Raw genomic sequence first — 19,215 nt, 5'->3', positions numbered from 1 at the left:
CCCTCTAGGAGCACATCAGTTGCGTCAGTTCACTGTGCCACCACTGGTCACAGCGCCTCAGGCCGGCGGCTTGGCGGACGCCGTCTTCGGCAACGCGGCGGCGGCCCCCGACGCCGTGGTGCTCAGCCGGGCCGACGGAGCTGGCGGCTGGCTCGACGTGACAGCAGCGGAGTTCCACGACCAGGTGGTCGCGGTGGCCAAGGGGCTGCTCGCCGAGGGCGTCCGCTTCGGCGACCGGGTGGCGATCATGTCGCGGACCCGCTATGAGTGGACGCTCTTCGACTTCGCGCTGTGGGCGATCGGCGCGCAGTCGGTGCCGGTCTATCCCACCTCCTCCTCCGACCAGGTGCGCTGGATGCTCAACGACTCGGGCGCGGTCGCCGCGATCGTGGAGCACGAGGACCACGCGATGACCATCGGCGCCGCCGTGGACGAGCTGCCCCGGCTGACCCGGCTGTGGCAGCTCGACGCCGACTGCGTCGGTGAACTCACCGAAGCCGGGCGGCAGATCGGGGACGACGTGGTCGAGCGGCACCGCCTCGCGGTCACCCCGGACGCGGTCGCCACCGTCATCTACACCTCGGGCACCACCGGGCGGCCCAAGGGCTGTGTGATCACCCACGGCAACTTCATGGCCGAGACCGACAACGTGGTCGCCCGCTGGGAGCCGGTCTTCGCCGCCAAACCGACCGAGGTGCCGTCCACCCTGCTGTTCCTGCCGCTGGCCCATGTGTTCGGCCGGATGGTGGAGGTGGCGTGCGTACGGCACCGGATCCGGCTGGCGCATCAGCCGAGCATGACCGCCGCCGACCTCATCCGGGACTTCGCCGCCTTCCGGCCGACCTTCGTGCTGGCGGTGCCCTATGTCTTCGAGAAGGTCTTCCAGGCCGCGCGCCGCAAGGCCGAGACCGGCGGGCGGCTCGCCGTCTTCGAGAAAGCGGTGGACGTCGCGGTCCGGCACGCGGAGGCGGTCGAGGCCAAGGCGTTCGGCACCGGCCCCGGACCGAGCGCGAGTCTGCGGATGCAGCACCAGCTCTACGACAAGCTGGTCTACAGCAAGGTGCGGGACGCGCTCGGCGGCCGGGTGCGGCACGGCATCTCCGGCGGCTCGGCGATGGAACGGCGGCTCGGCCTCTTCTTCTGCGGCGCGGGCGTCACCATCTACGAGGGCTACGGCCTCACCGAGTCCACCGCCGCGGCCACCGCGAACCCGCCGGAGCGGACCAGGTTCGGCACCGTCGGTCTGCCGGTCCCCGGCACCACGGTGCTGATCGCGGACGACGGCGAGATCTGGATCAGCGGCGGGCAGGTCTTCGCCGGGTATCTGGGCAACAAGACGGCCACCGACCAGGTGCTGCGGGACGGCTGGCTGGCCACCGGCGACCTCGGCGCGCTCGACGAGGACGGGTATCTGACGATCACCGGACGCAAGAAGGAGATCCTGGTCACCAGCGGCGGCAAGAGCGTCTCGCCGGCGCCGCTGGAGGACCGGGTACGGGCCCATCCGCTGGTGGCGCAGTGCATCGCCGTCGGCAACAACCGGCCCTACGTGGCGGCGCTGGTCACCCTGGACCAGGAGGCGGTCGCCCACTGGCTGACCATGCGCGGCAAGCCGCGGCTGAGCCTGGCGGAGCTGGTCCTCGACCATGATCTGGAGTCCGAGATACGGCGCGCGGTGGTGGCCGCCAACACCCTTGTCTCGCAGGCCGAGTCGATCCGCACCTTCCGCATCCTGGCCGGGCAGTTCACCGAGGAGCACGGCACCCTGACGCCGTCGATGAAGCTGAAGCGGCGGGTGATCGAGAGCGCGTACGCGGGTGAGGTGGAGGCGCTGTACGGGGCGTGAAGCCGTACGGGGGCCGGAGCGGGGCCGGAGCGGTACGGGGTCCGAGAGCCGTACGGGCCCGGCCGCGCGGTCGGCCGGGGTGGACCCGGGCCCGGCGGATCAGCTGCCCGGCGGCCGGTCCCCGGCGGGGAGGGCGCCCTGCTCGTTGAGTTGGCGGGTGCGCGCGCTGAACTCCGAGCGCCACTCGGCGGTCTCGGATTCGACGTTGTCCCGCACCGCGTCCACGAGACGGCCGATGAGCGCCAACTGCCGCTCCACTTCGGCCGGTTCGAGCGGGCCGTGCGGTCGGACGCCGACCGGACCGGCGCGCAGCACGTCGGTGGCCCACTCCAGCCGTACGGCGTTCAGCTCGGCGCGCAGCGCGTGGGCGACGCCGATGTCGCGCATCCAGGTGGAGGAAAGCCCGAAGAAGTGGTCGAAGCCCTTGCAGCCCGCCGCCACGGCGAGCAGGACATAGCCCCAGCCCTGTCCCGAGCCGCCGGCCGCGACCGTACCGAGCGGGACGGCCGCGCCGGCCACCGCGAAGACGATGGCCAGACCCTGGAGGGTCCGGGAGGCGGTGCGCTTGCGCTGCTTGTCCCGCAGATACCAGTCGATGGTGTCCTCGGCGCTCCGCTCGGCCCACTCCCGCAGCCGGGCGAGCGCTTCGCGCTGAGCGGCGGGATCCTCCGCGCTGACCGCGGGAAAGGGCCGAATCTCCAGATCCCGACGCCTCCCCCGGCCTCCGTCCGCCCGCCCCTCCGGACTTGCCATCAGCTCCACCCCCACCCGCCCCCAGTTCCCCGGAAGCCCGAGATTAGCGCCTCAGCGACCGAGCAGGGACCCGGCCCTCCGGGCCCCGCCAGGGGCGCGAGGAACCGCGCGAGCAACCCCCCACCGGCGGACGATCCGGCGCCAACCCCAGGGGGCTGGGCGGTGCGGACCCCCGCCACAGCCCGGCTCGGCGTCACGGTCCCGCCAGGGGCGCGGGGAACTGCGCGAGGACCCCCCACCGGCGGACGATCCGGCGCCAACCCCAAGGGGCTGGGCCGCGGGGGCGGGTGACACCGGCCGACCGGAATCGCCACATTCATGACCTTGCGCGAAGTTCGTTGAAATTTACCTACGCCGAACTACGTAACCGGGCCGCAAGACGCCGGGGCAAGCTCCGTTCATGTGGCCGCCCTACGCTCTTCCCCATGCTGGACTACGACGTCGAGGCGGCGCACTACGACGCGACCCGCGGGGGTGTGCCAAGGGCCTGGTCAGCGGCCCGCGCCATCCTCGCCCTGGTGCCCGAGAGGGCAGGCACCCTGCTGGATGTGGGGTGCGGCACCGGTCTGGTCACCGAGCGGCTGATGCGGCCGGGGCTGCGGGTACTGGGGACGGACGCGTCACCCGGCATGGCCGAGCTGGCCGCCCGCCGCCTGGGTCCCTCGCTGGTGGTGCTGGGCAACGGCCACCGGCTGCCCTTCGCCGACGCCTCGCTGGACGCGGTCAGCGCGGTGTGGCTGCTGCACCTGCTGCCGGACGCCCCCTCCGTGGTCGCCGAGTGCGCGCGCGTGCTGCGGCCCGGCGGCACCTTCGTGACCACCGTCGACAAGGACGCGGGCCACGGCACCGACAGCGACGTGGAGGAGCTGCTGGCACCGTTCCGGGTGCGCAGGGCGTATGACGCGGCGGCCCGGATCCAGGCGGTGGCCTGCGAACACGGGCTGCGCCGGGTCGGCGAGGCCCGCTTCACCGGCCATGGCCAGGGCAGATCACCGGCCGGCACCGCGGGAGAGGTGGCCCAGGGCCACTACGCCGCCGCGCTGACGATCGACGCCGAGCAGTGTGACGGCCTGGTGTCACGGCTGTCCCGGCTGCCCGACCCCGAGGTGCCGCGCGCCGATCCCGTATACAGACTGCTGGCGCTCCGCAAGGAGTACTGAGCCGGACCGGGGCAGCGCGGACCGCGGCGGACCGAGGAGCCGCGCCGGGCCCCGAATCCGCGCCCGAAGCCCCGCCACCACGCAAGCCGTTACGCCGCGCCGACCCCCGAGCGAGGCTCCGTCACGCGTTCGCCGGCCGATCCGGCGGCCGATCCGGCCGCGGCGCGCGGAACGCCGAGCGCCGGTCCGCGCAGCCAGTCCCGGAACACCTCGTGCAGCGCTTCCGCGCCGACCAACGGCTGCTCGGGGAGGGTGAGCTCCACCGGGTGCAGGAGGAAGGGCCGGCTCTGGGCCCCGCCGAGGCCGCCGTGCGAGCCGGCCTGCTCCTCGAAGGCGTGCACCGACCCGGTCACCGGCTCGCAGGCCGAGTTGATCATGAGGTCGGCGGCATGCGGGAAGCCGTGACCGCGGAGCACCGCCGCCGCGGCCCCCGCACCGAAGGGTGCCAGCGGATCGGGTTCCACCACCCGGCCGGTGCCCAGCTCGCGCACACCCCCGGCGGGCCCGAGCACGAGGGCGCCGCGGTCGGCGCAGCGCACCAGCACGAAGCCGATGCCGGGATGGCCGGTCAGCGTGTCCAGCAGGTCGGGACAGCGCCGGTGGATCTCGTCGAGCGTGGCGCGTCCCTCGATCTCGGGGAAGCTGACCAGGCCGAGGTTGCCCGAGGCCAGCACGATCGGTTCGGACGGCGGCCCGGCGCACTCGGCCTCCTCCGCGAGCCGGCCCCTTTCCGGCCGGCGCAGCGCGGTGCGGGCCGCGCCCCGCGCCTCCGCGCCGCCCTTGCGCCGGACCCGCCGGCCGCCGGCGTCGGTCAGCCCGCAGCCGGTCCTGACGAGTTCCCGCAGGTCCGTCCCGTACGCGGCCTCGAAGGTCTCCCCGCCGCTCTGCCCGTGGTCGGAGAGGAGCACGATCCGGTACGGCCGGGGCGCGTACCTGGCCGCGTCCGCGATCAGCCGCACCGAACGGTCCAGCCGGGTCAGCACCTTGCGGGCGTCCTTGCTGTACGGCCCGGAGTGGTGGGCCACTTCGTCGTACGCCACCAGGTCGGCGTAGACCGCCGAGCGGCCCGCCAGCATGTCCCCGATCACCGCCGCGACCGCGACATCGCGTTCCACGACCGTGGCGAAGGCCCGCAGCAGCGGGTAGAGGCCGCCGCGCTTGACGCGCGGCCGGTCACCGCGCAGCCGTGCGGCGGTGGACTCCAGCAGCTCCCTGACCACCTCGGCGCTGAACGACCAGGCGGTGCGTACCGCGTTGGCCGGGTCGGAGAAGTAGGCGAAGTAGCCGGAGCGCGGCCGGCGGATGGTCCCGGCCCGCACCGCGACCGACATCACCAGTGCCGACTGCTCGGCGCCCCCGCTGAAGAGGTTGCCGCGGCTGGCGCCGTCCACCGCGAGCAGTCCGGGCGAGCCGGTGCGTGCCACCGCGCGGCGCTCCAACTCGGCCGCGCTCGACGGGCGGTTGCAGACCATGACCTGCCCGGTCTCCTTCTCGTACCAGCGGAAGGCGGGCACGTCGTGGTTGCTGCCGTGCAGGATCGCCAACTGGCTGGCGCCGGTCTGGCTGCTCCAGTCGGTGCGCCACGGGGTCAGCCGGTGGGTGCCGCCCAGCCAGCCCGCGACGGTGGGCATCGCGGGCGGGGTGCTGGTGAGCGCGTCGTGCAGCACATCGTGGCCGACGCCGTCGAGTTGGAGGAAGACGGTGCCGGGTGTGGCGGGCGGCGGCGGGTCGCCCGCGTGGGGCCGGTGCCGGCCGGCCAGCCGGGCCAGCCGGCGTCCGTAGGCGGCGTCGTCCCTGACGGCGAGCGCGGTGCTGGTCGCGGAGGACGCCGCGGACATCACGGCGGCGATCAGTACGGCGGTGGCCGGTGTCACCTCGCCCCGGCCGTCGGGGGTGAAGCGCAGCGCGATCAGCAGCAGCGAGCCGTTGAGGAAGAAGACCAGGCCGCCGAGGAGAAAGGCCGGGACCAGCAGCAGCGCGCGGACCAGCAGCGGCCACACCAGCGCGCTGAGCACGCCGAAGGCGCCCGCGCCGGCGGCCGCGGTGATCGCTATCTGGGTGGGGCTGTCGCCGCTCGCCGCCTCGATACTGAAGTCCGGCAGGACGGCGGCGAGCAGGGCGAGGGTCGCCGAGGCCACGGCCCACACCGCGAGCACCCGGCCCACGGTTCGCAAGGCGCCACGGGCCGCGGCCCGCCTTCGGCTCTCTCCCGGCAGAATCACCGCACCACCCTGTCATATCCGCTGGTGCCGCGGCTCCCGCGCCGCTCTTGCGCGGGCGAACAGAGGGCATACGCTCGGGGACGGCGGCGGACGGGCGGACAGGCGGACGGGCGGACAGGCGAACGGCGCCAAGTGCCGGCGGACGGCAAAGGGTGACGGCGGTGCCGCGATGGCGCCGGCGGGCCGGTGAAGGGACGGGCGCGGTGACGGTGGAGATCACGTGGTGGGGCCATGCCACGGTGACCGTGCGGGACTCGGGGGTGCGGGTGCTGACCGATCCGCTGTTCACCCGGCGGCTGGCACATCTGCGCAGGCGACGCGGCGCCGTACCGCCGCCGGTCGCGGCCGAGGCGGACGTGGTCCTGGTCTCGCACCTGCACGCCGACCATCTCCACCTGGCCTCGCTTCGCCGACTGGCCCCGGGGACCCCTGTCTTGCTGCCCAAGGGCGCGCTCGCCGCGGTGCCCGGGCTGCGACGGCTGCGGGACCGGCTGCGCCTCGTGGAGGTGGCGGCCGGGGACACCCGGCAGTTCGGGGAGTTGGCGGTACGGGCGGTGGCCGCGTCGCACGACGGACGGCGGCTGCCGTTCGGCCCGCAGCGCGCCCCGGCGCTCGGCTTCGTCCTCGCCGGTGAGGCGCGGACCTACTTCGCCGGCGACACCGGGCTCTTCGACACGATGGCCGACGAGGTCGGGCAGTGCGACATCGCGCTGCTGCCGGTGGGCGGTTGGGGCCCCTTCCTGGGACACGGGCATCTCGACCCGGAGCGCGCCGCGCGGGCGCTGGCCGAGTTGGCGCCCCGAGCCGCGGTGCCGGTGCACTACGGCACCTACTGGCCGATCGGCATGGACGCCGTGCGGCCCGATGAATTCCACCTGCCGGGGCGGGAGTTCGTGCGGCAAGCGGCGCGGATCGCACCGCGGGTGGCGGTGCACCGGCTGGACCACGGGCAGCGCGTGGTGCTCGAGGGCGCCGGGCGGCCGAGCGACTCCGGGCGGGGGGAGGGCAGGTGATCGCCCTGCTGGCGTCGGCCGCCGCGCATCAGACCTCCTCGCAGAGCGCGCAGCAGGCCATCGGCTATCCGTCGCTCTTCCTGCTGGTGGTGCTCGGCTCACTGGTCCCGGTGGTGCCGACCGGCGCCCTGGTGTCGGGCGCGGCGGTGGTCGCCTTCCACCAGACCGATCCGGCGGCGACCGCCGTGGTGTTCGCGGTGGCCTCCGTCGCGGCCTTCCTCGGGGACGTGGCGCTGTACTGGCTGGGGCTGCGCGGGGTCCACTCCCGTAACGGCTCCCGCTGGCTGCACCGGCTCCAGGACCGGGTCGACCCGGGGACGCTGGCCCGGGCCGAACAGCGCCTGGACGAGCACGGGGTGGTGGTGCTCGTGGTGTCCCGGCTGATCCCGGCGGGCCGTATCCCGGTGATGGTGGCCTGTCTGCTCGGCGAGATGCCGCTGCGGCGGTTCGTCCGCGGCGACATGGCCGCCTGTCTGGCCTGGGCGGCGGCGTACGAGGTCATCGGGGTGGTCGGCGGCTCGCTCTTCCCCGAGCCCTGGCAGGGGGTGGCCCTGGCCGTGGGTCTGACCTTCGTCATCGCGGCGGGCCCGGCGGTCCTGCGGCGGCTCCGGGCGGCGCCCGGCGAACCGGGCGAGCCGACCGGGTCCACGGCGCACGGTGGCCGTACCGCTCAGCCCGGCACCGGTGTCCCGCCCGCGCCCCGAACCCCGCAGGACCCGGTGCGGCAGGCGGACGGCTGACCCTGGCGCCGAGGGCCGGACGGCGGCGGCCGGCCCCGTACGGCGCCCCCGGCCCTCACCGGGCCGGCCGCACCGGCCGCGCCTCCAGGGTGCGCGAGCCCCCGACCGGCAGGTCCCACAGCGCCGTCCGCGGCAGGTCCGCCGCCGTCCAGGCCGCGTGCAGCCGGCGCAGCGGTTCCAGCGGGGGTTCGCTGGAGAGCAGGAAGGTGGCCCAGTGCATGGGGGCCATCGCGGCGGCGCCGAGGTCGAGGAAGGCCCGGACCGCCTCCTCGGGATCGATATGGACCGGCCGGAGCAGCGAGCGCGGTGCGTACGCGCCGATCGGCAGCAGCGCCAGCTCGATCCCGGGATGGGCGCGGCCGATCTCCCGGAAGGCGGGGCCGTATCCGCTGTCCCCGGCGAAGTAGAGCCGTGGCCGGGCGGGATCGGAGAGCACCCAGCCGCCCCACAGTGAGCGGCAGCCGTCGGTGAGGGTCCGCCGGCTCCAGTGGGCGGCCGGCACGAAGTCGAACCGGACCCCGCCCAGCTCCGCCGCCTCCCACCAGTCGAGTTCGGTCACCCGGGTGAAGCCGCGCCGCCGGAACCAGCCGGCCAGTCCCGCCGGTACGAACACGGCCGTGCCGCGCGGCAGCCGCTTCAGGGTGGGCGCGTCCAGGTGGTCGTAGTGGTTGTGGCTGATCACCACCGCGTCGACCGGCGGCAGCGCCGACCAGGGCACCCCGACCGGGGTGATCCGGGCCGGGGTGCCGGGGATCCGGCGGGACCAGACGGGGTCGGTGAGCACGGTCAGACCGCCGATCCGCACCACCCAGCTCGCGTGCCCCGCCCAGGTGACGCTGACCGCGCCCGGCCCGGGGCTGGGCACCTCGCCCGGCTCGACCGGCAGCAGCGGTACGTCCTTCAGCGCGACCGCCGACGGCCGCACCACGCACTCGCGCACCACCCGCACCAACTCCCGTACGGTCGGCAGCGGTTCGGTCAGCCGGTCGGCGAAGGAGCGCGGCCAGACGCGGTGTTCGCCCAGCGGGCGCGTCGGGGCGAGGGCCCGCTCACGCTGGTCGGTCATCCACGGCTCCCTTGCGGCGCTGCCTCGGCATCGGTCTCCCCGAGCCGCCCCCGGCACCGGCCGCGGACGGACGGTCCCGGACCACCCGACCCGCCCCGGCCCGGCTCGACCGGACCCGACCGGCTTCGGACGGCTCGGACGGTCCGGGCCGGACTCGCCCGGCCCAAAGGTCAGCCGCCGCCGCCCCGCGACCCCGTACCGGCCGGACCGCTCACCCCCGCCTCTCCCAGCGGTTCGGCGAACGCCTCGGCGAGGGCGGCCACCGCGGCCGCGACATGCGGGACGGAGAGCGGATCCGCGGCGGCCAGCGCGATACGCCGTTCCGTCTCGGTGGCACCGTTGAGCGCGCCGGTGTCGATCCGCACCCGGGGCTCGAACGGATCGTCGCCGAAGCGCTGGCCGCCCAGCACCCGGCGGCCGAGCGCGCCGGCGAGCCGATCCTCGAGACCGGCCGCCCGCAGACCGGCCGCGCCGACCGTCGGATAGAGCTGGAAGGCGGCCTGCGGCGGCCGGCAGACCGCCCCCGCCTCGATGATCACCTTGGCGGCGGCAGCGGCGACCAGCGCGTGCAGCCGGTTGGCGGCGGCCCGGAACTCGGTGACCTCGGCGGGTTCGGTCAGCACATACGTGGTCGCCGCCCCCACCGGGCCCGACTGGACGGCCCGCAGCGCCGCCAGCACCTCGGCGGTCCGCCGCCGCCACGCGGCGCCGTGCACGGTGCCGGGGAAGCGGGCGAGCGCGGCCGGCACCGACGACGGGACCAGGGTCGCCCCGAGGTCGCTGACCACCACCGTGTGGTCGGGCAGCATCTCGGCCGGGCTGAGCAGCACGGTGCGGCGGTGGTGCAGGGTGTCGCTGTAGGTCTCGTCGGAGACGATCAGCAGGCCCGCCTCGGCCGCCGCCTCGCATGTCTCGTGCAGCAGCTCGGGCGGGGTGACCGTGCCGCTCGGGTCGTCCACCGCGGACAGCACCAGCAGCCGGGGGTCCCCGCCGTCCGCGCGGGCCCGCCGGACCGTCTCCATCAGCGCGATCGGGTCGGGCACACCGCCGCCCTCGGCCGGGGTGGGCACGGTGTGGATCCGGCGGCCGAGCAGCCGGACCACCGGGGCCTGCCAGGCGGCCGACGGACGGGCGAGCACCGGCTCGCCCTCGGTCGAGGCGAGCAGCGCCAGCAGCAGCGGTTCGGCGCCGGGCGCGGCGAGCACCTGGCCCGGCTCGACGGCCAGGCCGCGGCGGGCCCAATAGCCCTCGGCGGCGGCGAGCAGCCGGATGCCGCCGCCGGGCGGCTGCGCCGCCGCCGAGCGGTCCAGGCGCGGGTCCCAGTACGCGGGCATCGGCAGCCCGGGGTCGGGCCGCAGGTCGTACGGCAGGGCGAGCCGCATTGCTGCACCTCCGCTGGGCGGGGGCCGTCCCGGCGTACGGCCCTATCAGCCCACCTTCCCCCGGCGCGGCGCTTCCCGCACCGCGAGCGGGCCGACCGAGCGGGCAGCCGGCGCCGGGCCGGGTCTGACCGACAGCGCCGTCCGCCCGCAGGGCGGGACCCGCGGCGTCCGGTGCTCTCCCCCAGGCTCCGTCCGGGGCACCCCCAGATCGCAAGGGCGGTGGGGGCACCCCCAGCGGTAGCTGTTTATCAGACGCGGCCCAGGGGGTCAGGCACCGCTCAGCAGCGCGGGCAGGTCGCGCATGTCGGCGAAGACGGTGGTGCCGGGGCCTTCGAGCCAGGCGGCGGGGGTGAGCCCGCCGCAGTAGCCATAGCAGCGCATCCCGGCGGCGCGGGCCGCCTGGACGCCGTAGCGGCTGTCCTCCACGACCACGCAGCGGTCCGGCGCCACGCCGAGGCTGCGGGCCGCGTGCAGGAAGAGATCGGGGGCGGGCTTGCCCCTGGGCACATCGGCGGCGCTGAAGATCCGCCCGGCGAACCGTTCGTAGAGCCCGGTGCGGCCGAGGGTGTGGCGCAGCCCTTCGTGACCGGTGCTCGACGCCACGCAGGTGCGCGAGGTGATCGCGTCGAGCGCCTCGACCACGCCGTCCACCGGGGCGAGTTCGCGGTCGAAGGCCTCCCGGTACAGCCGCTTGTACGGGATGTCCCAGCCGGCCGGCAGCGGGTGGCCGAGATGCCGCTCCACCTCGGCGGTCATATCGGCGAAGGAGCGGCCCACGAATCGCTCGACCACCTCGTCCTCGGTCATCGGCCAGCCGAGTTCGGTGAGCACCCGGACGTCGATCCGCACCGCGATCTTCTCGCTGTCGACCAGCACCCCGTCGCAGTCGAAGATCACCAGTTCGGGTGCCGGCCGGCTGTCCGGCGGGTTCTGACCGCTCACCCGGGGAGCGTACAGCGGCGGCTTGTCGGGCCCGCCGCAGGGTAATCGGCCCTCATGACGTCTCCCTGGAAGGGTCCCTGGAAAACCTGGGACCAGGCGCTGTTCAGCGCTGTGGCGAACCGGCACTGGCCCGGCGCTGAGCCGGTGCTGCCCCGGCTCAGCCGGTCGGCCAACCACGGCAGGCTGTGGTTCGCGGTCGCGGCCGGCATGGCGGTGACCGGTGGCCGCAGCGGCCGCCGGGCCGCGATGCGCGGCCTGAGTTCACTGGCGCTCGCCTCACTGACCGCCAACACGGTCGGCAAGGGCGCGTTCCAGCGGAGCCGGCCGCTGCTCGACGCAGTGCCGGTGATACGGCGCCTGCACCGGCAGCCGATCACCACCTCCTTCCCTTCCGGGCACTCCGCGTCGGCGGCTGCCTTCGTCGCCGGCGCCGCCATGGAGTCGAGCGCCTGGGGCACCGCGCTGACGCCGGTCGCCGCGAGCGTGGCCTTCTCGCGCGTCTACACCGGGGTGCACTACCCGAGCGACGTGGTGATCGGCGCCGCGATGGGTGTCGGCGCGGCGCTGACGGTACGCGCGCTGGTGCCGCCCACCTCGCCGCGGCCAGAACCGGGCCCGGCCACCAGGGCGCCCTCGCTGCCCGAGGGCGAGGGGCTGCACGTCGTGGTGAACACCGCCTCGGGGCCGCCGCCCCTGCTGATGACGTCGGCCGAGCGGATCCGCGCGGTGCTGCCGCGGGCCGCCGTCACCGAGCGGACCGAGGACGACGACCTGACCGAGCTGCTGGAGAAGGCGGCGCGGTCAGCGCTGGAGGCGGGCGGCGCGCTGGGAGTGTGCGGCGGCGACGGTACGGTCTGCCGGGCCGCCGAGATCGCGCTGCGGCACGGTCTGCCGCTGGCGGTCTTCCCCGGCGGCACCCGCAACCACTTCGCCTTCGACCTCGGCTTCTCCTCGGTCGAGGACACCGCGGTGGCGCTGCTGGCCGGCCGGGCCTCGACGGTGGACGTGGCCCGGCACACCGACACGCTGACCGGCGAGAGCGGGGTCTTCCTCAACACCTTCAGCATCGGCTCGTACCCCGATCTGGTACGGATCAGGGAGCGCTGGTCGCGGCGGGTGGGAAGCTGGCCGGCCAGTGTGCTGGCCGCCGTGCACGTGCTGCGGCACTGCTCCCCGGTCGATCTGGAGATCAACGGCAAGCCGCGTTCGGTATGGCTGCTCTTCGCCGGGAACTGCGACTATTCGAGCTGGGGGCCCGCCCCGGTGCGGCGCGGGGACCTGTCGGACGGGCTGCTCGATGTGCGGATCGTGGACGGCGGGCCCTTCGCGCGGACCCGGATGATGGGCGCGGCGCTGACCGGCGTCCTCACCGGTTCGCCCGTCTACACGGTGGCGTCGGTCAAGCGACTGCGGGTGCGGGTGCCCGGCGAGGGCGTCCACCTCGCCTACGACGGTGAGGTGGCGCCCGCGCCCGGCGAGCTGCTGCTGGACAAGGTGCCGGGCGGCCTGGTGGTCTACCGGAGCTGACGGCTCCCGCGGGGCGCCGGACAGGGGTCGGCGGCGGCACGGGGATCGTGCCGCCGCCGGCTTCGTACCGCTCCGACACCGGGCTGCTCACCCGCCTGTCGCGCCGGGCTCGTACCAGGGTCGTCCCGGCTCCTACCCGGGTCGGCTCAGCTGTCGCTGACCAGTCCGGCCAGCGCCCGCACCCCTTCGCCGGAGATGCTCAGCGCGTCCTCGCTGCCGGTGTCGATGGACAGGATCAGCTCGTCGGACGGCCAGGCACCGCTGAGCGCGGCGAGCTGGACGAGCCGGTAGCGGTTGGTGGCCGGAAGTGCCTCGGCCATCCGGGTCTCGGAGGTGAACACGGGGACGAGCTGGCGGCCGTCCTCCTGCTCGTAGACCGGGAGCTGGATCTCGCGGGGCGGCGTGTCGTCCGCCCCCGCCGCGGCGTCGTCGGGGTAGTCGTCGACCGCCGGCACCGGCAGCAGGACCTCGCTGACCGCGAGGGTACTGAGCGCGATGACGTTCTCGCTGCCGGAGGCGATCTCGTGCAGGGCGCGCTGGGCCGGAGGCAGGGCGCCGTCGGGGTTCATGTCCGTCATGCCGAGCATCCTCTCGCCGCGTCGCTTCGCGGTCCGCGGGATCAGTAGGGGCCAATGAGGTTCATGAGGCCATTGGGTTTCCAAAGGTGGCTGAGCCCGGCGCGTACCCACGGTCAGCCGGAGCATGCCGCCCGGGCCGGAAATCGCCGCCGGGACCGGCGTGCGCCCCGGGCGGGCAGGCCGCTCCGGCGGCGGACGGCTGTGCGAGGGTGAACGGATGCGATACATCATCATCGGCGCGGGCGCGATCGGCGGCACGATCGGCGGGCGGCTCTTCGACAGCGGTCACGAGGTCGTCCTGGTGGCGCGGGGCGCTCATGGCAGGGCGCTGCGTGAACACGGACTTCGGCTGGAACTCCCGGACGGGACACGCGAGTTGAGCGTCCCGGTGGCGGAAGGACCGGCGGACCTGACCCCGCGCGGCGACGATGTGCTGGTCCTGGCGACGAAGACGCAGGACACCGCGGGCGCGCTGGCGGTGTGGGGGACGTACGGCGACCGGCCGGCGGTGGTGTGCGCCCAGAACGGGGTGGAGAACGAGCGTCTCGCGCTGCGCCGCTTCCGCGATGTGCACGGGATGTGCGTTTGGCTGCCCGCCAGCCACCTGGAGCCCGGCGTGGTGCGGGCGCCGTGCGCGCCGCTGACCGGGATTCTGCACCTCGGCCGCTATCCGTCGGGATCGGACGGTACGACGCGGCGGATCGCGGCCGATCTGGCGGTCTCGGGGTTCGCCGCCCCGGTCACCGACGAGGTGATGGCGTGGAAGTACGCCAAGCTGCTGGCCAATCTCGGCAACGCGGTCCAGGCGGTGTACGGGTCCGACGAGGAAGGCCCGGCCTCGCGGCTGCACCAGCGGGTACGGACCGAGGGCGCCGCGGTGCTCGCGGCGGCCGGGATCGCCCACATCACGGACGCGGAACAGGCCCGGGTACGCGGCGACCGGATGCTGATCCAGCCGCTCAAGGGCGGTGCGCGGGGCGGCGGTTCGTCATGGCAGAGCCTGGTCCGCGGTACCGGCTCGATCGAGTCGGACTATCTCAACGGTGAGATCGTGCTGCTGGGCCGCCGGTTGGGCGTGCCGGTACCGGCCAACGAGGCGTTGCAGCGGACCGCCGGCCGCTTCGCCCAGGAGCGCCGCAAGCCCGGCGAACTGACGCCGGACGAACGGGCGACGCTCCTGGGCGCGCTCGAAGGTGCCTAGGCCGTGTCTGACAAATCCCTCCCCCAGCTACCGCTGGGGGTGCCCCCACCGCCCTTGCGATCTGGGGGTACCCCCGGACGAAGTCTGGGGGAGCACCAGACGCCGCGGGCCCCGCCCTGCGGGCGGACGACGCTACTTCTAAAACACGGCCTAGTGCTCCTCCCGGCAAGCTTTGCCCCGTCGCGGCACTAGCTCACTTCTCCGGTGCCGCGGCCGACTGCTCCGGCCACATCCGGAAGTCGTAGGCGGCGGGCAGCGGGTGCTCCTCGCGGGCGCGGGCGCGGATGGCTTCGTCCACCGGTCCGTCCCCCGCCAGCAGGCGCTCCGCGATCGCGAACCAGAGGTCGCTCAGCGCCTGGGCCCCTTCGCGCAGGTCCGGCACGGCGAAGCCCTCGTCGAAGAGGGCGCGGGCGCCCGCCGCGTCCCCCAGGGCCAGCGATACCCGGGCCCGTAGCAGCCGGATCCGGCCGCCGTCGAGCGGTTCCGTACCGCCGGCGGCGGGGCGGGCGAGGACGCGGGCCGCCTCGGGGAGGCGGCCGGCCGCCAGCAGCACGGGCACCGCCTCATGAGTGAGGGCGCGCTGGACGGTACGGGCGGCCTCGGCCGCCTCCTCCGTCCACTCGGGCTGGTCCGGAGGGCCGGGACGGTCCGCACGGTCCGGACCGCCGGGGCGGTCCGGACGGCGCGGAAACGTCGTATGGAGGCTGTCGTAGGCGGCCAGGTACCGCTCGGCCGCCCGCTGTGTCTCCCCCGCCTCGGTCTCGGCGACGGCGAGGGCCCGCAGCGCCCAGGGCGAGCGGTGGGCGGCGACGGAGCGTTCCCAGCTCCGTACCGCCTGGGCCCGGTCGCCCGCCGCCCACTGGGCGATACCGAGGTGGTAGTCGCGGAACCACGCGTTGCCGGAGTAGGTGTCGGCGGACTCCAGCAGCTCGCGCCACTCCGGGGAGACCGGGCCGGGACCGGGGGCGGCGTCGGCCGGCGGCCGGGGAAGGACGCCGGACACCAGCAGTTCGAGCCAGGGCTGCTGGGCCTCGCCCAGCAGAGTGGCGGGGAACGGCGTGCCAGGCAGGTGGTGGTGGCCGCGCTCGGCCTCCAGGGCGCCCCAGCCGGACCCGGTGGCGAGCACGTCCTTGGGGTCGGCGTCGGCGTGATCGAGCCAACTCTCGTACGCCGCCCGCACGGTGGCGCGCGGCAGGACGGCTTCGAGCCTCCCCTCGGCCTCGGCACGGGCCGCCGACCAGTCGGCGCCGTGCACCAGCGAGGGGTCGGCGTCGAGCGGACCGTACGCCTCCAGCCAGGAGAACTCCGAGTCGGCCGCCATCGGGATGTGTTCGAGCTGGGTACGGGCGAGGCCGGCCTGGATCTCCAGATAGCCGCCGGTGCCGGGTTCGGTGAGCCACTCCTGCCAGCGCCGGCCGCCACGGCCTCGGCCCCACCGGAAGAGCTTGCGGCCGCGCAGCAGGTCGGTGGAGGTGTGGACCAGGCCGTGCCCGTCGCCGTCGAGGGCGGTGATCCAGCGGCGGTCGTCGCCCTCGATGTCGAAGAAGTAGTCGGCGGCGTGTTCGGCGCGGGTGGTGTAGGTGATGTCCGGGGCGCCGTCGGGGCGTTGCGGGGCCCGCGGGTCCGGCGCCGCTTCCGGGCCGCGCGGCACCGGCACACGGCTGAGGGGGCGGGTGTAGCCGAAGTGCCAGGCGGCGTCGGCGGGGGCCAGCACGCGGGTGTGCTCGCTCTCGGGGACGGCGATGTTGGACCACCAGTAGGCGGGCACCACGCGGTGGTGCGGATTGCGGACCCGGATGCCGACGTAGAGGAAGTCGGAGTCGGCGGGCAGCCACAGGTCGATCTGGAAGGGCAGGTCGCGCAGCCGCTCCCACTCCCACAGGCGCAGCATCTCGCCGCCGTCCGGGGCGGGGACGCGGGCGGCGTGCAGGGGGGCGCAGGTGTGGGCCCAGTGTCCGGTGGCGCCGAGGTTCCATTCGACGCCACCGGAGAACCAGGCACCGGCCAGTGCCAGGTCGGCGGGCTGGAACACCGGGTTGCGGTAGAGGAGTTCGCGGCCGGTCGGCTTGTGCAGCAGGGAGTACAGCCGGCCGCCGAGACCGGGCAGCACGGTGGCGCGTATCCGCTCGTTCTCGATGACCAGGGCGTCGAGTTCGGCCGGGGCGCGGTCCCGGCCGTAGCCGTCGAGGACCGCGACCGGGAGCACGGAGCGCAGCGGTGCGTAGCCGATCTGCCGGGCCATGTCGGCGGGCAGGCCTTGGCGGTCGCGCGGGTCGAGCTTGTGGAGTTCGTCGAGCGGGCGGAGGGCCGGCAGCGGGTTCTCCGGGCCGAGGGGGGCGGCCGGAATGCTCACAGCGGTACGTCGCACGGTCGTAGCCAAAGCCACCTCATCCTGCCTGCGTTGCCGTCGCACCTGCCGCGGCGGCCTGCTGATGACCATGGAACAGCTTTCCCGGCCCGCCCGCCAGGGTCAGCCCGGGTCGGGTTGGACGCGGCGGCGCGGGTGCGGGCGGGCACGGTGCGGGCGCGGGGCGCGGGCCAGGGGAACGTCCACGGCGCGGGCGCCAGGCCTCCTGCGCCGCCGCTATACCACCTTGTCGCCCCTCACCACGGACAATTCCCCGGCCACACCCCGGGTGGCGGGGCGATCCCGCCGCGCGCGGGTTCCCGCTGCTACAACGGACGCCATGACGACTTCGCACTCTCCCGTGCCCGTACTGCCGTTCGCCGATTGGCTGGAACTGATCGACGATCGGTCCGCCGCGCTGCGCGTCGCCGCGGAAGCGGCGGATCCGCGGGCGCGGGTGCCCGGCTGCCCGGACTGGACGGCGCGGGATCTGGTCGCCCATCTGGGAGAGGTGCAGCGGTTCTGGGCGGCGACGGTGGCGGCCGGACCGGCGGCGCGGCCGCCGGCCGAGGCGTCGGTGCCACAGTCCGAGCCGGCGGGCGACCTCCTCGCCTGGTCCGCGGAGTCCACCTCGCTCCTGCTGGAGACGCTGGGTACGGCCGGGCCGGACACCGAGTGCTGGACATGGTGGGCGGAGTCCGGAAATCCGGCCACCTCGGGCGCGGTGGCCCGCCACCAGATGCAGGAGGCCGCGGTGCACGCCCGGGACGCGCAGGAGACCGCGGGCACCACCGAACCCCTGCCCTCGGACCTGGCGTTGGACGCGCTCGACGAGTTCCTGCACGTGGGATTCGGCTCGATGGACGGCTGGCCGCACGCGCCGGCCCGGGTCGCGCTCGCCTCGGACGAGGGGCACGCCTGGACGCTGATCCTGGACTCCACGGGGGCGTCCGCGGTCCGCGGCGGGCCGGGCGGCGGCCCGGAGGCGGACGCGGTGCTCTCCGGTTCCGCGAGCGATCTGCTGCTCGCCCTCTTCCGCCGGGTTCCCTGGGACGGTCCCGGGCTGCGGCTGATCGGCGATCCCGACCTGGTGCGCCAGTTGGTGGTCTGGCCGCCGCTGGGCTGAGGACGTACCGTCCTGACGAAGGGGTGATGCGGAGATGCCCATGTCGGGTCGAAGGTGGCGGTCGGCCGGTGTGGCGGCCGGGGCGCTGGCGCTGCTCGCGGGATGCACCTCCGGTGGCGGATCCGCCGACGCCACGTCGGAGCCGGCGCCGACAGGTTCGGTGCCTCCGCCGGTGGGCAGTGTGGCGCATCCGCGCCCGGTCGGTTGCGTGGAGGGCAGCGTCCGGGCCCTGCCCTCCGCCGGCTCGGCCTCCTCCTCGGCGTCCGCCCGATCCCCCGGCTCCCCCGCCTCCCCCGCCCCTCCCTCCTCTGCCGGCTCGACCGGTCGCGCCACCCCCCGCTCGACCCCGGCCGCCGGCAAGGACGTGACGGTCGGTCCGCTGACCTGGCGGGGCCTCGGCGCTCTGGCCACCGGGGACCAGGACGCCCACAGCGTCCACAACGCCGACGGCTGGCACTACCGCGTCGACTCCGAGGTGGCGGACGCCCAGGTGGTCACCGTCACCGTCGGCCCCGACGAACGGGCCCGCGCCGGGCTCCAGTACGGCCTCGCCTCCGGCATGGCGCCGGCCCCCGCGGTCACCTTCCACGGCTGCCCGGGGGTCTCCACCGTCTTCATCGGCGCGTTCTTCGTCTCCGGGGACGGCCGGGCCTGTGTGCCGCTGGACGTACGGGTCGGCGACGGTCCCCCGCGCCGTGTGGTCGTCTCCTTTTTTCACGGTCCCTGCCCTGCGTAGGCTGATGTCCATGACCGAGCCCACGAACGACGCGGCCCACCCCGACAGCTCAGCCGGCCCAGCGGACTCCACGGAGCCCGAGCCCGATCCCGAGGTGATCGAGTTCGCCGGCAAGCTGTTCGAACTGGCCCGGCAGGGAAACACCCCCCAGTTGTCCGCGTACATCGACGCCGGACTGCCCACCAACCTCACCAACGACCGCGGCGACACCCTGCTGATGCTCGCCGCCTACCACGGTCACGCCGACACGGTGGAGGCCCTGCTCGAACGCGGCGCCGACCCGAACCGGGCCAACGACCGCGGCCAGACGCCGCTGGCCGGCGCGGTCTTCAAAGGCGCGCAGGACGTGATCGTCGCCCTCCTCGAAGGCGGCGCCGACCCGGGCGCGGGCGCCCCCTCGGCGATCGACACGGCCAAGGTCTTCGGCAAGGACGAGCTGATCTCGCTCTTCGGCGGCCAGTGATCGTGCCGCCGGCCGGTGGTCCGGATACGACCGCAACAGCCGCTCTGCGCCGGTGACGACCCGCAGGAGCATCGCGGCCGAGCGCGCAGTTCCCCGCGCCCCCGTCGAGGCCG

At 74.8% G+C, this 19,215-nt stretch carries 16 protein-coding genes; 9 read left to right on the top strand and 7 right to left on the bottom strand.

Features of this window, described 5'->3' with window-relative positions; genetic code table 11:
• The first annotated feature begins 19 nt into the window (after window positions 1-19).
• The gene (locus OG519_RS28075; protein ID WP_405589543.1) at window positions 20-1,846 is read left to right on the top strand and encodes an AMP-dependent synthetase/ligase; all 1,827 of its coding nucleotides are present in this window, start codon (window positions 20-22) and stop codon (window positions 1,844-1,846) included.
• Between the two features lie 99 nt (window positions 1,847-1,945).
• On the opposite strand, the gene OG519_RS28070 is transcribed toward OG519_RS28075, so the two are convergent.
• Window positions 1,946-2,599, bottom strand: a complete 654-nt coding sequence (locus OG519_RS28070; RefSeq protein WP_405589540.1) for an SLATT domain-containing protein — start codon at window positions 2,597-2,599, stop codon at window positions 1,946-1,948.
• Window positions 2,600-3,024: 425 nt separating this feature from the next.
• Here OG519_RS28070 and OG519_RS28065 point away from each other — a divergent pair, with 425 nt between their 5' ends.
• The gene (locus OG519_RS28065; RefSeq protein WP_405589537.1) at window positions 3,025-3,759 is read left to right on the top strand and encodes a class I SAM-dependent methyltransferase; all 735 of its coding nucleotides are present in this window, start codon (window positions 3,025-3,027) and stop codon (window positions 3,757-3,759) included.
• Between the two features lie 89 nt (window positions 3,760-3,848).
• Here the strand turns inward: OG519_RS28065 and OG519_RS28060 are convergent, their stop codons facing one another.
• Window positions 3,849-5,933, bottom strand: a complete 2,085-nt coding sequence (locus tag OG519_RS28060) for an alkaline phosphatase family protein (RefSeq protein ID WP_405589534.1) — start codon at window positions 5,931-5,933, stop codon at window positions 3,849-3,851.
• 251 nt (window positions 5,934-6,184) lie between these two features.
• On the opposite strand from OG519_RS28060, the gene OG519_RS28055 reads away from it, so the two are divergent.
• The gene (locus tag OG519_RS28055) at window positions 6,185-6,994 is read left to right on the top strand and encodes an MBL fold metallo-hydrolase (RefSeq protein WP_405589531.1); all 810 of its coding nucleotides are present in this window, start codon (window positions 6,185-6,187) and stop codon (window positions 6,992-6,994) included.
• Window positions 6,991-7,734 (top strand): DedA family protein, encoded by a 744-nt coding sequence (locus tag OG519_RS28050; protein ID WP_405589525.1) that lies wholly within the window; start codon window positions 6,991-6,993, stop codon window positions 7,732-7,734. Before OG519_RS28055 ends, OG519_RS28050 begins: the two co-directional genes overlap by 4 nt.
• Before the next feature lie 55 nt (window positions 7,735-7,789).
• On the opposite strand, the gene OG519_RS28045 is transcribed toward OG519_RS28050, so the two are convergent.
• The 3 genes from OG519_RS28045 to OG519_RS28035 form a co-directional block, all read right to left on the bottom strand.
• Complete coding sequence (locus tag OG519_RS28045) at window positions 7,790-8,800, bottom strand: MBL fold metallo-hydrolase (protein WP_405589522.1); 1,011 nt, start codon at window positions 8,798-8,800, stop codon at window positions 7,790-7,792.
• Window positions 8,801-8,970: 170 nt separating this feature from the next.
• Window positions 8,971-10,182 carry an aminotransferase class I/II-fold pyridoxal phosphate-dependent enzyme gene (locus OG519_RS28040; RefSeq protein ID WP_405589520.1) on the bottom strand — a complete coding sequence of 404 codons (1,212 nt, stop codon included), beginning with the start codon at window positions 10,180-10,182 and terminating at the stop codon, window positions 8,971-8,973.
• A 267-nt stretch (window positions 10,183-10,449) separates the two neighbouring features.
• A complete protein-coding gene (locus OG519_RS28035; protein WP_405589517.1) occupies window positions 10,450-11,124 on the bottom strand; it encodes an HAD family hydrolase in 675 nt (224 codons plus the stop codon).
• 54 nt (window positions 11,125-11,178) lie between these two features.
• Between OG519_RS28035 and OG519_RS28030 the strand changes: the two genes are divergently transcribed.
• On the top strand, window positions 11,179-12,651 hold the full coding sequence (locus tag OG519_RS28030; RefSeq protein ID WP_405589514.1) for a bifunctional phosphatase PAP2/diacylglycerol kinase family protein: 1,473 nt from the start codon (window positions 11,179-11,181) through the stop codon (window positions 12,649-12,651).
• A 146-nt stretch (window positions 12,652-12,797) separates the two neighbouring features.
• Here the strand turns inward: OG519_RS28030 and OG519_RS28025 are convergent, their stop codons facing one another.
• The gene (locus OG519_RS28025; RefSeq protein WP_405589511.1) at window positions 12,798-13,229 is read right to left on the bottom strand and encodes an SseB family protein; all 432 of its coding nucleotides are present in this window, start codon (window positions 13,227-13,229) and stop codon (window positions 12,798-12,800) included.
• Window positions 13,230-13,446: 217 nt separating this feature from the next.
• On the opposite strand from OG519_RS28025, the gene OG519_RS28020 reads away from it, so the two are divergent.
• Window positions 13,447-14,430, top strand: coding sequence for a ketopantoate reductase family protein (locus OG519_RS28020; protein ID WP_405589510.1), 984 nt, complete (start codon window positions 13,447-13,449; stop codon window positions 14,428-14,430).
• Between the two features lie 193 nt (window positions 14,431-14,623).
• On the opposite strand, the gene OG519_RS28015 is transcribed toward OG519_RS28020, so the two are convergent.
• Entirely contained in the window at window positions 14,624-16,810 is a 2,187-nt protein-coding gene (locus OG519_RS28015) for a DUF5107 domain-containing protein (RefSeq protein ID WP_405589507.1), read from the bottom strand.
• A 307-nt stretch (window positions 16,811-17,117) separates the two neighbouring features.
• On the opposite strand from OG519_RS28015, the gene OG519_RS28010 reads away from it, so the two are divergent.
• From OG519_RS28010 to OG519_RS28000, 3 genes are read left to right on the top strand one after another with little or no spacing between them, the layout of a single operon-like run.
• The gene (locus OG519_RS28010) at window positions 17,118-17,903 is read left to right on the top strand and encodes a maleylpyruvate isomerase family mycothiol-dependent enzyme (protein WP_405589504.1); all 786 of its coding nucleotides are present in this window, start codon (window positions 17,118-17,120) and stop codon (window positions 17,901-17,903) included.
• Window positions 17,904-17,943: 40 nt separating this feature from the next.
• The gene (locus OG519_RS28005; RefSeq protein ID WP_405589502.1) at window positions 17,944-18,639 is read left to right on the top strand and encodes a hypothetical protein; all 696 of its coding nucleotides are present in this window, start codon (window positions 17,944-17,946) and stop codon (window positions 18,637-18,639) included.
• A 4-nt stretch (window positions 18,640-18,643) separates the two neighbouring features.
• Window positions 18,644-19,102, top strand: a complete 459-nt coding sequence (locus tag OG519_RS28000; RefSeq protein ID WP_405589500.1) for an ankyrin repeat domain-containing protein — start codon at window positions 18,644-18,646, stop codon at window positions 19,100-19,102.
• Window positions 19,103-19,215 lie beyond the last annotated feature (113 nt).

The organism is Streptomyces sp. NBC_01190 (assembly GCF_045039895.1).
GTDB lineage: Bacteria > Actinomycetota > Actinomycetes > Streptomycetales > Streptomycetaceae > Actinacidiphila.
This window is presented reverse-complemented; position numbering and strand designations above follow the sequence as displayed.